10 protein-coding genes are annotated in these 15,103 nt (G+C 65.6%); 7 read left to right on the top strand and 3 right to left on the bottom strand.

Translation table 11 applies throughout. The features are described 5' to 3' along the window. Positions 1–104: 104 nt before the first annotated feature. From glgB to ACMGG8_RS18620, 3 genes are all read right to left on the bottom strand, one after another. The gene (gene glgB, locus ACMGG8_RS18630) at positions 105–2,348 is read right to left on the bottom strand and encodes a 1,4-alpha-glucan branching protein GlgB (RefSeq protein WP_414158123.1); all 2,244 of its coding nucleotides are present in this window, start codon (positions 2,346–2,348) and stop codon (positions 105–107) included. Beyond that, entirely contained in the window at positions 2,345–5,695 is a 3,351-nt protein-coding gene (treS, locus tag ACMGG8_RS18625) for a maltose alpha-D-glucosyltransferase (RefSeq protein ID WP_414158122.1), read from the bottom strand. The genes glgB and treS overlap by 4 nt, the downstream gene beginning before the upstream one ends. A 138-nt stretch (positions 5,696–5,833) precedes the next feature. After that, a complete protein-coding gene (locus ACMGG8_RS18620) occupies positions 5,834–7,831 on the bottom strand; it encodes an alpha-1,4-glucan--maltose-1-phosphate maltosyltransferase (RefSeq protein ID WP_414158121.1) in 1,998 nt (665 codons plus the stop codon). 204 nt (positions 7,832–8,035) lie between these two features. Between ACMGG8_RS18620 and ACMGG8_RS18615 the strand changes: the two genes are divergently transcribed. The 7 genes from ACMGG8_RS18615 (at position 8,036) to ACMGG8_RS18585 (ending at position 15,062) form a co-directional block, all read left to right on the top strand. Beyond that, positions 8,036–8,200, top strand: a complete 165-nt coding sequence (locus tag ACMGG8_RS18615; RefSeq protein WP_164990736.1) for a hypothetical protein — start codon at positions 8,036–8,038, stop codon at positions 8,198–8,200. A 119-nt stretch (positions 8,201–8,319) separates the two neighbouring features. Continuing rightward, positions 8,320–8,553: a DUF3203 family protein gene (locus ACMGG8_RS18610; RefSeq protein ID WP_060839448.1), complete on the top strand. Its 234-nt coding sequence runs from the start codon at positions 8,320–8,322 to the stop codon at positions 8,551–8,553. A 207-nt stretch (positions 8,554–8,760) separates the two neighbouring features. Continuing rightward, positions 8,761–10,176 carry a cytochrome c oxidase accessory protein CcoG gene (gene ccoG / locus ACMGG8_RS18605; RefSeq protein WP_060843689.1) on the top strand — a complete coding sequence of 472 codons (1,416 nt, stop codon included), beginning with the start codon at positions 8,761–8,763 and terminating at the stop codon, positions 10,174–10,176. Positions 10,177–10,334: 158 nt separating this feature from the next. Then, on the top strand, positions 10,335–11,744 hold the full coding sequence (gene mapR / locus ACMGG8_RS18600; RefSeq protein WP_047304573.1) for a GntR family transcriptional regulator MpaR: 1,410 nt from the start codon (positions 10,335–10,337) through the stop codon (positions 11,742–11,744). An 852-nt stretch (positions 11,745–12,596) separates the two neighbouring features. Beyond that, positions 12,597–13,652 (top strand): hypothetical protein, encoded by a 1,056-nt coding sequence (locus ACMGG8_RS18595; RefSeq protein ID WP_414158120.1) that lies wholly within the window; start codon positions 12,597–12,599, stop codon positions 13,650–13,652. Positions 13,653–13,666: 14 nt separating this feature from the next. Beyond that, on the top strand, positions 13,667–14,461 hold the full coding sequence (locus ACMGG8_RS18590) for a PoNe immunity protein domain-containing protein (RefSeq protein ID WP_060839451.1): 795 nt from the start codon (positions 13,667–13,669) through the stop codon (positions 14,459–14,461). Positions 14,462–14,507: 46 nt separating this feature from the next. Next, a complete protein-coding gene (locus ACMGG8_RS18585) occupies positions 14,508–15,062 on the top strand; it encodes a hypothetical protein (RefSeq protein ID WP_060839452.1) in 555 nt (184 codons plus the stop codon). Positions 15,063–15,103 lie beyond the last annotated feature (41 nt).

Here is a 15,103-nt window from a genome sequence, read left to right as displayed (position 1 = left end):
CCGCCAGGGGTGCGCGGGCAACCGCCGCAGGTGCGGGCCGGCCAGCGACGGCGCGCGCCGTGGCCGCACCGGGCGCCGCGCACGGTTCGCCGGCAAGCCGGCTTCTACGGGACATCGCCACGGTCGGGGCGCAGCACCAGGACCGCCAGGGGCGGCAGGTTGAGCACCAGGGACAGGGCCTGGCCATGGCTGCCCTGCTCTTGGCTGAACGCCTCGCCGCCGTTGCCGTAGTTGGAGCCGGCATACAGCTGCGAATCGCTGTTGAGCAGTTCGCTCCAGCGCCCGGCCAGGGGCACGCCGACCCGGTAGGCCTGGCGCGGCACCGGGGTGAAGTTGGCCACCACCAGCAACGGCTCGCCGCTGCGGCTCCAGCGCAACCAGGCGTACACGCTGTTGATCGCGTCATCGCCGATCAGCCATTGGAAGCCCTGGGGCACATCGTCCTGGTCATGCAGTGCCGGGTACTGGCGATACAGCTGGTTGAGGTCCGTCACCAGCTTTTGCACCCCGCGGTGCTCGGGGTACTGCAGCAGGTACCAGTCCAGTTGCTGATCGTGGTTCCACTCGCGCCACTGGCCGAACTCGCAGCCCATGAACAGCAGCTTCTTGCCCGGATGGGTCCACATGAAGCTCAGGTAGGCCCGCAGGTTGGCGAACTTCTGCCAGCGGTCGCCGGGCATCTTGTCGATCAGCGAATGCTTGCCGTGCACCACCTCGTCGTGGGAGATCGGCAGGATGAAGCGTTCTGACCAGGCATACACCAGGCCGAAACTCAGCTCGTTGTGGTGATGGGCGCGGTACACCGGGTCCTGCTGGATGTAATGCAGCGAGTCGTGCATCCAGCCCATGTTCCATTTGTAGGCAAAGCCCAGGCCGCCCTGGTCGGTGGGCCGGCTGACCCCGGGCCAGGCCGTGGACTCTTCGGCGATCACCAGGGCCCCTGGCGCTTCCAGGGCCACCACGTCGTTGAGGTGGCGCAGAAAGTCGATGGCCTCCAGGTTCTCGCGACCGCCATGGCGGTTGGGCACCCACTCCCCGGCCTTGCGCGAATAGTCGCGGTAGAGCATCGAGGCCACGGCGTCCACCCGCAGGCCGTCGACGTGGAAATGCTTGAGCCAGTGCAGCGCCGAAGCCAGCATGAAACCGTGCACTTCGGTGCGCCCGAGGTTGTAGATCAGGGTGTCCCAGTCCTGATGGAAGCCTTCCAGGGGATTGCCGTATTCATACAGCGCAGTGCCGTCAAATTGCGCCAGGCCGTGGGCATCGGTGGGAAAATGCGCCGGCACCCAATCGAGGATCACCCCGAGCTGCGCCCGGTGGCAGGCATCGACAAAGGCGGCGAAATCCCGCGGGCTGCCATAGCGGGCGCTGGGGGCGAACTGCGACAACGGCTGGTAGCCCCAGGAGCCGCCAAAGGGATGCTCCATGATCGGCATCAGTTCGATATGGGTGAACCCCAGGTCCTTGACGTAGGGAATCAGGCGCTCGGCCAGCTCGGCCCAGCTGTACTGGCGGGCCACCTCCCCCAGGTCGTCCACCTCGCACTGCCAGGAGCCGGCGTGCAGCTCGTAGATCGACAGTGCCGCGTCGGGCCGCTGCAGCTGGCTGCGTTGCGCCATCCACGACTGGTCCTGCCAGTCGAAATCCAGCGGTTCGGCGACCCGCGAGGCGGTCTCCGGCGGCAGTTGCGTGGCCAGGGCCATGGGATCGGCCTTGAGCGGCAGGATGCCCTGGGCCCCGAGAATCTCGTACTTGTAGGCCTCGCCGGCCTGCAGCCGCGGGATGAACAGCTCCCAGACCCCGGAAGGATGGCGCAGGCGCATCGGATGGCGGCGCCCGTCCCAGATATTGAAGTCCCCCACCACCGAGACGCGCCGGGCATTGGGCGCCCAGACCGCGAAGCGCACCCCGGCGACGCCGTCCACGCACATCACCTGGGCGCCCAGGCATGCACTCAGATCGCGGTGATTGCCTTCGGCGAACAGGTACAGGTCCATCTCCCCCAGCAACGGGCCGAAGCTGTAGGGGTCTTCGCTGACCTGCTCGCCTCCGGCCCACTGCACCCGCAGCAGATAGGCCCGGCACTCGTCGAAATGCCCGACAAACAGCCCCGGCGCCTCGGCGGCCTGCAGGCTGCCCAGCACCTGCTGCTGGTCCCGGTCCAGCACTTGCACGCTCAGTGCCCCGGGCACAAAGGCGCGGATGAACTGACCGCCCGCGCCGTCGCCGTGGGGGCCGAGAATGGCGAACGGGTCCTGATGTTCTGCCCGCACCAGGGCTTCGATGGCCTTGGCCGAGGGCAGCAATGCCGCTGTGGGCTTTCCCTGTTCCTTGTTCGAGACACTCATGACTGCTCTCCACCACGCTCAAGTTCGGAAAAAGCTTGCAGCTCACTCAACAGCCCGACCAGGCCGTGCAAGGGCACGTGGAGCCAGGTGGGCCGGTTTTGCGCTTCATAGGCCAACTCATAGGCGGCCTTCTCCAGGCTGAACAGGGCCAGGGCGGCATCCGCGGCGCCGGGCTCCTGCCAGCCATGGGCAAGCGTAGCCGTCGCCAGCCGATACGCCTGGACAAAGGCCTGCCGCGCCTGGTCGAGGTAACGCCGCAGCACCCGCTCCCGCGCCGCCGCGGCCGCCGGCGAGCCATCGACCACCGGCGCCTCGCGGGCCATGGCCGCGGCATAGTCGAAGGAGCGCAACACCCCGCTGACGTCCTTGTACGGGCTGTGCTTGCCCCGGCGCTCGGCCAGGGACCGCGCCGGCTCGCCCTCGAAGTCGATCAGGTAGGCGTCGCCCTTGACCACCAGCACCTGGCCCAGGTGCAGATCGCCGTGGACCCGGATGCGCAGGCCGCCCACCAGCTGTTTGGCCAGCTGCTGGATATGACCGAGGATCTGCGCCTTGTGCTGCAACAATCGACTCACCCACTGCCGGTCCCGGGTGCTCAGTGCACCTTGATGCTGCTTGAGCACCTGCAACCCTCGTTCCACTTGCCCGGCCACCTGCCGATTCCAGGCCTGGGTGTCCTTGAGCGTGCTCACTTGTGGTGCAAAGTCCGGGCCGCTGCCCGGGGCCGCCAGCAACAGGTGCATTTCCCCCAGGCGCCGGCCCAGCAGCCCGGCAAACTCCCGCAGTTCGCCAAGGGCGTTGTAATGCTGTTCCTGCTCGGACATGGCATCCGCCAGCTCATCGTGGATGGCCCGCTGCAGGGTGTTCTGCGTCCACTCCCAGGCGTCGCCCTGATTGCTCAGGTAGCCCTGGGCGATCATCAGCAGGTGGTCCTCGCCCTGGGCATCGCAACGCAGCACCGCACCCAGCAGGGGCGAGATATGGGCAAAGCCCGCGGCCGTGAGGAAGGCGCCCATTTCCAGCTCCGGATGCACGCCGGCGGACACCCGGCGCAGCAGCTTGAGCACCAGGCTGCCGCCCACCACCACCGAACTGTTGGACTGCTCCGCCGACAGGTAGCGCACCTCGGACTCGGCCCCCAGGCCCAGCCCATCGAGGGCCGGGCTGCCCTCGAAACGGATCGACCCGGCCTCGCTCTGCAGCCGGGTGCGGGCCTGCAGGGCCAGGAGCACGTCGCGCACGAAACTGTCGAGGGCAAAGGCATCGGTGATCAGGCCCACCTGGCGCCCGCGGCGCACCCGGGCCATGGCCAGTTGCTGGGGCAAGGCACTGCCGAACTGCTCTTCACCGAGCAGGCCGAAGGGCAACTGATAGCGCTCGGACTGGCCGTCGCCGCTGACCTCGATCTCGCTGAGCAGCACCGGATGCCGAGGGTCGCCAAAGCGCACGGCGTAGGCGATGCGCAGTGCTTGCGGGGCGCTGTCCTTGCCGGCGAACCAGCGGCGCTTGGGCAGCCAGAGGGGCAGCACTTCGTGCTCCAGGGTGGTGCGCGCCGGGGCTTCGAGCAATTCTTCGAGGCGCTTTTTCAGGACCAGGGTGCAAAAGTCCGGCAGGCTCTGGGCCGGTTCCACGTGCCAGCTGGGCATCTGCTGCTCGGCGGCCAGGACGAACCAGTAAAAGCCGTAGGGCGCCAGGGTCAGCAGAAAGTGCAATTGGCCGATGGGCGGAAAGGCATTGCCGCCAAGCATTTCCACCGGGACCCTGCCGGCGAACGCCGACAGGTCCAGCTCCGCGGCCTGGGCACTGCGCGAGACGTTGGCCACGCACAGGATGATTTCCTGATGGCCGTCGGCGTCGGTGTATTCCCGGGTGTAGGCCAGGATCCGCCGGTTGCTCGGCGACAGCATCTTCAGGCTGCCACGGCCAAAGGCCTTGGACTGCTTGCGCACCGCCAGCATGCGCCGGGTCCAGTTGAGCAGGGAGTGAGGATCGCCGGACTGAGTCTCGACATTGACCGACTGATAGCCATACAGCGGGTCCATGATCGGCGGCAGCACCAGGCTGGCCGGGTCGGCCCGGGAAAAGCCGCCATTGCGGTCGATGGACCACTGCATCGGCGTGCGCACGCCGTCGCGGTCCCCCAGGTAGATGTTGTCGCCCATGCCGATCTCGTCGCCGTAATACAGGGTCGGGGTGCCGGGCATCGACAGCAGCAGGCTGTTGAGCAGCTCGATGCGCCGCCGGTCGCGCTCCATCAGCGGCGCCAGGCGCCGGCGGATGCCCAGGTTGATCCGCGCCCGACGGTCGGCGGCGTAGTAGTTCCACAGGTAGTCGCGCTCCTTGTCGGTGACCATTTCCAGGGTCAGCTCATCGTGGTTGCGCAGGAAGATCGCCCATTGGCAGTGGGCCGGGATCTCCGGGGTCTGGCGCAGGATATCGGTGATCGGGAAGCGGTCTTCCTGGGCCAGGGCCATGTACATGCGTGGCATCAGCGGGAAGTGAAAAGCCATGTGGCACTCGTCGCCGTCGGCGCCGTTGACGGCCTGCCCGAAGTACAGCTGGGTGTCTTCCGGCCATTGGTTGGCCTCGGCCAGGAGCATGCGGTCCGGGTAGTGGGCATCGATCTCGGCGCGAATGCGCTTGAGCACGTCGTGGGTTTCGGGAAGGTTTTCGTTGTGAGTGCCATCGCGCTCGATCAGGTAGGGAATGGCGTCCAGGCGCAGACCGTCGATGCCCATGTCCAGCCAGTAGCGCATGACCGAGAGCACCGCCTTCATCACCTGGGGGTTGTCGAAGTTGAGGTCCGGCTGGTGGGAATAGAAGCGGTGCCAGAAGTACTGGCCGGCCACCGGGTCCCAGGTCCAGTTGGACTTCTCGGTGTCGAGAAAGATGATCCGGGTGCCGGCGTACTTCTGGTCGTCGTCGGACCACACGTAGAAATTGCGCGCCGCCGAACCGGGCCTGGCCTTGCGCGCCCGCTGGAACCAGGGGTGCTGGTCCGAGGTGTGGTTGATCACCAGTTCGGTGATCACCCGCAGCTCGCGCTTGTGGGCCTCGGCGATAAAGCGCCGGACGTCGGCCAGGGTGCCGTAGTCGGGGCTGACTCCGCGGTATTCGGCGATGTCGTAGCCGTCGTCGCGCCGTGGCGAGGGGTAGAACGGCAACAGCCAGAGGGTGTTGACCCCCAGGTCCTTGATGTAGTCGAGCTTGGCGATCAGCCCGGGAAAGTCGCCGATTCCATCGTTGTTGGAATCGAAAAAGGACTTCACATGCACCTGGTAGATCACCGCGTCCTTGTACCAGAGCGGGTCCTTGATAAAGGTCGCGGTGCGGGGTTTCTTGGCCATGTCGGACTCCTTGAAAAAATGAATGAGCGCCGACGCACCTGCCGATGCGCCACGACAGCGGTAGGCGCTGGCTTGCCAGCGCAGGCGTCGGCCAGGCCGGCGCAAGGCTCATGGGGCTCTTCGCCGGCAAGCCGGCTCCTACAGGGGACTGATGCGCCAGATGCCGAAGGGCTGCGCCGGTTCCAGGCGCATGAATTGGGTCTTGCCGTACCAGGTCCAGCGGTGGCCGTTCATCAGGTCTTCGCCCTGGGTCGAGGCGTCGTCAGGCAGCCCCATTTCCCACAGCGGCAGCTCGAAATGGGCCTCCTGCGGGTTGAACGGATCGAGGCTGACCGCCACCAGCACGAAGTTGTCGCCCTCGGCGCTGCGCTTGCCGAAATACAGGATCTGGTCGTTCCAGGCGTTGTACAGCTTGAGCCCCAGGTGGCTGTGCAGCGCCGGGTTCTGCCGGCGGATGCGGTTGAGCTGGGCGATCTCGGCAATGATGTTGCCGGCGGCGTTGAAATCCCGGGGGCGGATCTCGTACTTCTCCGAATCCAGGTATTCCTCCTTGCCCGGCAGCGCCGCCGACTCGCAGAGTTCGAACCCGGAGTACATGCCCCACAGCCCCGAGCCCATGCTGGCCAGCACCGCGCGGATCAGAAACCCCGGGCGCCCCGACTCATGCAGAAACGCCGGATTGATGTCCGGGGTGTTGACGAAGAAGTTCGGCCGGAAACACTCACGCCATGGCGACTGGTTGAGTTCGCTGAAGTAGCTGGCCAGTTCGCTCTTGGTGTTGCGCCAGGTGAAGTAGGTGTAGCTCTGGGAGTAACCCATCTTGCCCAGGCGCGCCATCATCGCCGGGGTGGTGAAGGCTTCGGCCAGGAAGATCACCTCCGGGTGCCGGCCGCGCACGTCGGCGATCAGCCACTGCCAGAACGGCAGCGGCTTGGTGTGGGGGTTGTCCACGCGAAACAGCTTGACCCCCTCCTCGACCCAGCCGAGGACGATGTCCCGCAGTTCCAGCCACAGACCGGGGATGGCCTCGGCGGCATAGAAGTCGACATTGACGATGTCCTGGTACTTCTTCGGCGGGTTCTCGGCGTATTTGATGGTGCCGTCCGGTCGCCAGTTGAACCAGCCCGGATGCTGCTTGAGCCAGGGGTGGTCCTGGGAGCACTGGATGGCGAAGTCCAGGGCGATTTCCAGGCCGTGGTCGGCGGCGGCGGCCACCAGTCGGCGAAAGTCCTCCCGGCTGCCCAGTTGCGGATGGATGGCCTCATGGCCGCCCTCCTCGCTGCCAATCGCGTAAGGGCTGCCGGGGTCGTCCGGCGCGGCGCTGAGGGCATTGTTGCGGCCCTTGCGATGGCGGCGGCCAATGGGATGGATCGGCGGGAAGTACAGCACGTCGAAGCCCATGTCATGGATCATCGACAGCCGCCCATGGACATCGTCGAAGGTGCCGTGGCGCCGGGGATCATCGGTGATCGAACGGGGAAACAGCTCGTACCAGCTGGCGAACTGCGCGCGCTTGCGCTCCACATCCACCGGGTACTCGGGGCTCAGGCTCAGGTAGGGACGGTGATCGGCCTCGGCCATCAGCCGGGCGCTGCGCTCCGCGAGAAACAACGCCACCTGCTCGGTCTCCAGCAATCCGGCCAGTTGCTCGCGCAACGCAAGCAATTGCTCGCGCAACGGCCCCTCGCTGCGTTCGGCGGCCTGCTGCACCTGATTGCGCCCCTCCTGCAGCTCCAGGCTCACCGGCACCCCGGCCTGGTGCTTTTTCTCCAGCTCGTGGCAGAAGCTGGCGAACTGGTCGATCCAGGCTTGGATGCAGAAGCGGTAGCGACCCACCACCGGCACCGGGAAGCGCCCCAGCCAACCATCGTTGCCCTGATCCTCCAGAGCCTGGCTGTACCAGCTGTCCTGGCCCTCGTTGCGCCAGCGCACGCGCACCGCCAGCCGGTCGTGACCGTCGGCGAACACCTTGCACGTCACCTCGACCTCCTGGCCCTCCACCGCCTTGACCGCAAACTGCCCGCCATCGAGCACCGGACGGGTGTTCTCGATGGCGATGCGCGGCAGCAGCAAGGCCTGGGACAAGGGCAGCTGCGACAGGTGGTCGTGCTGTTGTGTCGGTTTCTCTGCAGTCATCGAGCATCACCCCTCTAACACGTCCAAGACGCTCTGGTTGTGGAGCCGGCGGCACCCCGGTGAATCCATGCACCTAGTGTCCGAGCCACAGGCCGCGGCGAAAGTTCAGCGCAATTGCTCGGCCAGGCGACGGGAATCAAATCCGCGTACGCAGGGTCCACCGCAAGAGCCTGTGCATCGACAAGCACAAAGGAGGCCATAGCGATGAATATCCCGATCCCGGCAGAAACCCCCGACCCGAACCTCGACCAGCCGCCCTTGCCCCCCAGCGAACCGCCACCGGTGCCCGAGCAGGATCCGCCCGGCACCACCGCACCGCCCAAGGGCGATCCGCCCACTACCCAGCCACCGGTGGAGCTCCAAGCATAGCCAGCGGTCCCGGCAGGTCGGCGGCGGCAACCGCCGCCAGGCACCGTTGATCGCCGCCGTCGAACCCGGGCTCCACCCCGGCCCCTAACCTGTATGCCCACCGCCAAGAGGAACGCACCATGAGCCTGCGCATAGAAAACCAGACCTGCTATTTCGACACCGACACCCTTCACCTGCGCCTGCCCGCCAGCGCCGTGACCGTCATCACCGACAGCGCCAAATCCATGTCAGCGGTGGATCTGACAGGCGAACGGGTCTACATCACCGAGGCCCAAGCCGACGCCTTGACCGTGGCGGGCGCTACCGACGGCCGGCGCCATCTGAAGGCCACCGAGGGTGATTCGGTGATTTGACTGACCTGGATCAGGGCTGTCCGCACAGGCCTGTGCCAGAGGCCCCTGCGGCCATCCCTGGGGGTGCTGGAGGGGGTGCAGCAAGTTGTCGCAGGGCCCCGGAAAAGCTCATCTGATACGGTTTTTTATCAAATACCTGAGTCTGTTATGCAAACAGATCCGTGGTCATAGTTGCGCGGCCTGATGGAGGCTGATGAGCGAACGACCATGAGCGAAAGAATCCCCGTCCGATTAGTAGAGACCTTCGAACCTTCACAACCCAAACAGATGAAGTCGAAGACCACCGACAAACACGTTTACACCCGCAGCTTCACCGGTTTGTTCCGTACCCTGCGCATGACCGGCGCGGGTTTTCTGTTCCTGCTGTTCTTCGGCACGGTCTGGTTGAACTGGGGCGGCCGCCAGGCGGTGCTCTGGGACCTGGCCGAGAGCAAGTTCCACATCTTCGGCGCGACCTTCTGGCCCCAGGACTTCATTCTCCTCTCGGCGCTGCTGATCATCTGCGCCTTCGGCCTGTTCGCCATCACGGTGTTCGCCGGCCGGGTCTGGTGCGGCTACACCTGCCCGCAAAGCTCGTGGACCTGGCTGTTCATGTGGTGCGAAAAGGTCACCGAAGGCGAGCGTAACCAGCGCATCAAGCTGCAAGCCGCGCCCTGGGGCCTGAACAAGCTGGCCCGCCGCGCCATGAAGCACACCCTGTGGCTGGGCATCAGCCTGCTCACCGGGCTGACCTTCGTCGGCTACTTCACCCCGATCCGCCCCCTGGCCCACGAGCTGCTGACCCTGCAGATCGGCGGCCTGAGCCTGTTCTGGGTGCTGTTTTTCGCCGCGGCCACCTACATCAACGCCGGCTGGCTGCGCGAAGCGGTGTGCATGCACATGTGCCCCTATGCCCGCTTCCAGAGCGTGATGTTCGACAAGGACACCCTGACCATCTCCTACAACCCGGTGCGCGGTGAAAGCCGTGGCCCGCGCAAGCGCGATGTGAAGCCTGCCGACGTCGGCCTGGGGGATTGCATCGACTGCCAGCTGTGCGTACAGGTCTGCCCCACCGGCATCGACATCCGCGACGGCCTGCAGATGGAGTGCATCGGCTGCGCCGCCTGTATCGACGCCTGCGACTCGATCATGGACAAGATGGGCTATGCCCGGGGCCTGATCGCCTACACCTCCGAACACGAGCTGCAAGGGGGCAAGACCCACCTGCTGCGGCCGCGCCTGGTGGGCTACAGCGCGGTGCTGCTGGTGATGATCGGCGCCCTGGTCCTGGCCCTGGTGCAACGGCCGATGGTGTCCCTGGACGTGAGCAAGGACCGCGGCCTGTTCCGCGAGAACGCCATGGGGCAGATCGAGAACATCTACAGCCTGAAGATCATCAACAAGACCCAGGAACGCCAGAACTACCGCCTGGCCCTGGTGGACGGCGATGGCTTCGAACTGCAAGGCAAGACCGAACTGAGCCTGGCCCCGGGGGAAATCACCGACCTGCCGGTGTCGGTGGCAATGACCCAGGACCGTGCGCAAAGCAGTTCCCAGGCCATCAGCTTCAAGGTCGCCGACAGCGATGACCCTGGCGTCTACGCCGTGGCCAAGAGCCGTTTTGTCGCGCCGATGAACCGCTAAGCCTCTAGAATACCGTGGCCGGGGAGCCTGCTGACTCCCCCGGACCACGGGAACGCTGTACTCGACGCCGCCATGGGCCCGCCCTGGCCGTCGAGTCCCCCGACTCCCTCGCCACCGAACACCTTGACCCGATGACCAGACTGGATCTTGCCCCGCAGATGAAACGCTACGAAAAATTCGCCGACGACATCGCCGAACTGATCCGTTCCGGGGTCCTGGGTCCGGGCCAGCGCGTGCCTTCGGTGCGCTACGCCAGCCAGACCTACGGGGTCAGCCCGTCGACGGTGTTCCAGGCCTACTACCTGCTGGAGCGCCGCGGCCTGATCCGCGCCCGCCCGCGCTCCGGCTACTTCGTCAACGCCCACGCGCCGAGTCCGTTCTCCGAGCCGGTGATCAGCAGCGAAGTCAACGAATCCACCGAAGTCGATGTCAGCGAACTGGTGTTCTCGGTGCTCGACTCGATCAAGGACCCGAGCACCGTGCCCTTCGGCTCGGCGTTCCCCAGCCCGACCCTGTTCCCCCTGCAGCGCCTGTCCCGGTCCCTGGCCAGCGCCAGCCGCGAGATGGACCCGCGGGTGGTGGTCACCGACATGTCCCCGGGCAACCCGCAACTGCGTCGGCAGATCGCCCTGCGCTACATGGTGGCCGGGCTGATGCTGCCCATGGAGGAGCTGCTGATCACCAATGGCGCCCTGGAAGCCCTGAACCTGTGCCTGCAGGCGGTGACCGAGCCCGGCGACCTGGTGGCCATCGAGGCCCCGGCCTTCTACGCCAGCCTGCAAGTGCTGGAACGGCTCAAGCTCAAGGCGGTGGAGATTCCCGTGCACCCGCGGGACGGCATCGACCTTGGGGTCCTGGCCCAGACCCTGGAGCGGCACCCGATCAAGGCCTGCTGGTGCATGACCAGCTTCCAGAACCCCATGGGCGCGAGCATGCCCGAGGCCAAGAAGCAGGAACTGGTGGAGCTGCTGCGCCAGCACCAGGTGCCGCTGATCGAAGACGACGTCTATGCCGAGCTGTACTACGGCCAGCAGGCGCCGAAACCGGCCAAGGCCTTCGACACCGAGGGCCTGGTGATGCACTGCGGCTCCTTCGCCAAGAGCCTGGCCCCGGGCTACCGCATCGGCTGGGTGGCCGCCGGGCGTTACGCACAGAAAATCGAACGGCTGAAACTCATGACCTCGCTGTGCGCCTCGATGCCGGCCCAGGCGGCGATTGCCGACTACCTGCAGCACGGCGGCTACGACCGCCACCTGCGCAAACTGCGCTACGCCCTGGAAGAACAGCAGAGCGCCATGCTGGCGGCGATTGCCCGCTACTTCCCGGCGCAGACCCGGGTCAGCCAGCCGGCGGGCGGTTACTTCCTGTGGCTGGAACTGCCACCGCAGATGGACTCGCTGAAACTGTTCCAGATGGCCCTGGCCCAAGGCATCAGCATCGCCCCCGGACCGATCTTTTCCCCGACCCAGCGCTTTCGCAACTGCATCCGCCTGAACTACGGCAGCCCCTGGAACGACGCCGCGGAACAGGCCATGGAAACCCTGGGGCGGATCATCCGCTCCTTTTGAGTGCTGCAGGCGCAGGGGGAGTCGGGCGATGGGGTGTATCAGGTGCATCGAGGTGGCAGGTTTAGCGCCTGCTGCGTCGGCCGTTCGCAGCCTGCGGCAGCGGCTACAGGGCCCTATATTGTTCTGTAGCCGCTGCTGAGCCACGGCGAAGCTGCGCAAAGGTCCGCAGGACCTTGCCTGACGATCGCCAGCCGATCTTGGGCAGCCTCAAGATCCCCGCGTCTCCTGCGGAGCCGTTCGCAGCCTGCGGCAGCGGCTACAGGGCCCTATATTGTTCTGTAGCCGCTGCTGAGCCACGGCGAAGCTGCGCAAAGGTCGGCAGGACCTTGCCTGACGATCGCCTGCAGATCTTGGGCAGCCTCCAGATCCCCGCGTCTCCTGCGGAGCCGTTCGCAGCCTGCGGCAGCGGCCACAGGGTCCTATGTTGTTCTGTAGCCGCTGCTGAGCCACGGCGAAGCTGCGCAAAGGTCCGCAGGACCTTGCCTGACGATCGCCCGCCGATCTTGGGCAGCCTCAAGATCCCCGCGTCTCCTACGGAGCCGTTCGCAGCCTGCGGCAGCGGCTACAGGGTCCTATGTTGTTCTGTAGCCGCTGCTGAGCCACGGCGAAGCTGCGAAAAGGTCCGCAGGACCTTCGGCCCTGCCAAGAGCAACGTCGCCCTGTAAAGGTCAAATGAAACCAGGCCGGTAGGCCGCCGTCTTGCTTTGGCTTTTGACCTTCCTGCCCCTTTAGACACGATGGTCGTTTGTCTGGGTCGGCATTCCAGCCCCTGAAAGAACCCAAACTCCCTTGCCCCACCCCCTCGTTTCCTTCAGCATCCGCACTCCAATTTTCCAGGGAAAGGAACACGTCATGGTCGAAGACCTGTATTACGACGACTACCCAGAGGCCAAGGCCGAACTGCTCAAGGCCATCGAACGCGGCCGCCTGCCCCTGCTGACCCAGGAACTCAACGCCTACGACTGCATCCAGGCGATCTTCGAACTGGACGCCATCAACAACCCCAAGGACGAGGAAGACGCCTTCTTCGACCTGGCCCTGGCCCTGATCGGCTGGATCCCCGGCCCGGGGCAAGGCCTGAAGATCCTCCTGCGCCTGATCAACCGCGCACCCCAGCGCCACGCCGAAAAGCTCTTCGACATGATCCGCTACGCCCTGATGGCCTGCCGCCTGAAAACCAGCCCCGAACAGCTGCTGGAAAAGTGCCTGGACCCAATGCGCCTGGCCGAAGAACTGCCTGAGATCATCCGCGGCGTGAGCGCCTCCAGCACCTTCAACGGCCTGACGCCCCAGCAGCAGCGCCTGGTGCTGCACAACCTCAACGAAGCCTGCGAACACACCGAATTCCTCATGGCCTCGGTGCAAGAGCGCATCGCCCCGTGGATCGCCGAGCAGCGCAACAACTCGGCCGCCGCCCACAGCCGCGGCCCGGCCCTGGTGCCCAAGCCGCAGTCTTCCCTGGAGCCGCGCGCAACCACCCTCACCCCCGCGCCGCAGCCGGCAAGCCAGGACGCCGCGAGCCTTGCCCAGGACATCAACCAGGGCCTGGACCACCTCACCGGCGAAGGTCACTGGCTGGAGCTGAACCTGCACTACCCCAACCTGGAACCGGTGTCCGGCGCCGCCTACCGAGCGGTGTTCAGTGACGGCTCGCAAGCCGAGGGCAGCCTCGATGAAGAGGGTTTTGCCCGCCTGGAAGGCATCCCTGAGGGCCCGGTGAAGATCTACTACGGCGAAGACCCGCGTCCCTACCTGCGCCAGCCGATCAAGGCCCTGGCGGCCGATGCGCAGCAACTGGAAGAAGAGCTGGAAGCGCTCGACCTGGAGCCCGCCGAAGTCGACCTGGCGACCCTGCTGCTGGAAACCTCGCAGCGCAAGGCGCCCTTCACCCTGATTCCCGTGTACTGAGACAAGGCACCGACATGAACCGCAGACAAGTGTTTCTCAGCCACAAGCAGTACCACGACTTCCTCGAAAGCCTGGCCGGCGAAGAAGCCCATTGGCAGACCCATTCGATGATGGCCGACAGCCCCGAGCAGGAAGCCTCCCTCAAGGCCTCCACGGTGCGAAGCGCGCGCCTGCACCATTTGATCCTGGGCTACACCGGCGGTGCCCCCATGGAGCAACTGGCCCGGGAGCTGGACGGGGTGATCGAAGGCTACGAGGACTACCAGCGCAAGCTGGAGGTTTATGAAGAACGGCCGGATATCGCGCCACTGAACATCGAAGACTACCCCGACGAGTACGAGGAATATGTCCAGGTGATCAGCCTGTGCATCCTCCTGCAACGCAGCGACCTGCTACCGCGTCTGGTGCTGCTGCAGGACCGCGCCGGCTTTGGCGGCCAGGACACCCTGATCGAGGACCTGCTCAAGCCCTACCTGCCGGATCGCGCCGAGCTCGATGAGTGGTACCACAGCCTCTACTCGCCCCTGATCTGGGCGATCTACAGCGAAGACCCGGACGAGCCTCGGGAACTGCTGGTGGAGTACTGCAACCAGTGGTACGAGGCGTTCGAACAGGCTCCCTGGCACGACTCCCACCTGCAAGGCGACGAGGGTTCCTACTTCGGCTACTGGGCCTTTGAAGCCGCTGCCGTGGCCTACCTGTTCGGTCTGGACGACAGCGCGGTCAAGCACATGATCTTCCCCCGGGAGATGCTCGAATACGCCCGGCGCTTTACCCCGCCAATTTCCCAAGGGGCGATACCGGACTGATACGCCCCGTTGACCTCCCCCGCTTAAAAAAGGTGATGCACTGCCCATGAAATCCTGGATCAAGACCCTGCTGATCACTCTGCTTGCCGCGGCCTTGTGCCTGCTGTTTGCCCGCGTTGTCCTGCCACTGCTGCTGTCGTTCCTGGTACCGCCAAGCTTGGAAGGCGCCCCCTGGTACTGGATCAATCTGTTGCTGGCCGGTTTCTTCGCCGGGCTGCTGGTGGCGCCCCTGCTGCGCACCCGGCGCTACTACCCGGTGCCTCTGCTGCTGTTGTTGTCGACCCTGGTGGTGGTGGGCAGCTGGGCGCAGAGCCGCTGCAACGACGCCCAGTTGCAGGCCATCGAACAGTTGGAAAGGCGCAGCGCGAGCCATTCGAACCTGGGGTTCTCCGAGGAGCAGCCCGAGCCTTCGGCACCCGTGGACCTGGGCGCCACACCGGACGTCTGGGCCCATGAACAAGGCTACGGATATGGCTACAGCTGCACCCGTCCGGGGGAAACCCTGGGGTACCTGGCGCCGTTGTTGATGGGTTTTGTCATCAACGTGCTGGGGCTGTTGCTGGCGTTGCTGATCGGCCCCGGCCGCCGCCGCGCCAACTGAAGGAAACCGTAGGAGCTGGCTTGCCAGCGACGAACTCTGCA

This window comes from Pseudomonas sp. BNK-45, assembly GCF_047456255.1.
GTDB lineage: Bacteria > Pseudomonadota > Gammaproteobacteria > Pseudomonadales > Pseudomonadaceae > Aquipseudomonas.
The sequence above is the reverse complement of the archived record's forward strand: the minus strand, read 5'-3'. Positions and strand labels throughout refer to the sequence as shown.

Coding starts and splice junctions, on each gene's coding strand:
- ACMGG8_RS18610 (WP_060839448.1), top strand. CDS start 8,320: ATGAGCCTGCGCATAGAAAACCAGACCTGCTATTTCGACACCGACACC.
- ACMGG8_RS18585 (WP_060839452.1), top strand. CDS start 14,508: ATGAAATCCTGGATCAAGACCCTGCTGATCACTCTGCTTGCCGCGGCC.
- treS (WP_414158122.1), bottom strand. CDS start 5,695: ATGGCCAAGAAACCCCGCACCGCGACCTTTATCAAGGACCCGCTCTGG.
- mapR (WP_047304573.1), top strand. CDS start 10,335: ATGAAACGCTACGAAAAATTCGCCGACGACATCGCCGAACTGATCCGT.
- ACMGG8_RS18620 (WP_414158121.1), bottom strand. CDS start 7,831: ATGACTGCAGAGAAACCGACACAACAGCACGACCACCTGTCGCAGCTG.
- ACMGG8_RS18590 (WP_060839451.1), top strand. CDS start 13,667: ATGAACCGCAGACAAGTGTTTCTCAGCCACAAGCAGTACCACGACTTC.
- ACMGG8_RS18595 (WP_414158120.1), top strand. CDS start 12,597: ATGGTCGAAGACCTGTATTACGACGACTACCCAGAGGCCAAGGCCGAA.
- glgB (WP_414158123.1), bottom strand. CDS start 2,348: ATGAGTGTCTCGAACAAGGAACAGGGAAAGCCCACAGCGGCATTGCTG.
- ACMGG8_RS18615 (WP_164990736.1), top strand. CDS start 8,036: ATGAATATCCCGATCCCGGCAGAAACCCCCGACCCGAACCTCGACCAG.
- ccoG (WP_060843689.1), top strand. CDS start 8,761: ATGAGCGAAAGAATCCCCGTCCGATTAGTAGAGACCTTCGAACCTTCA.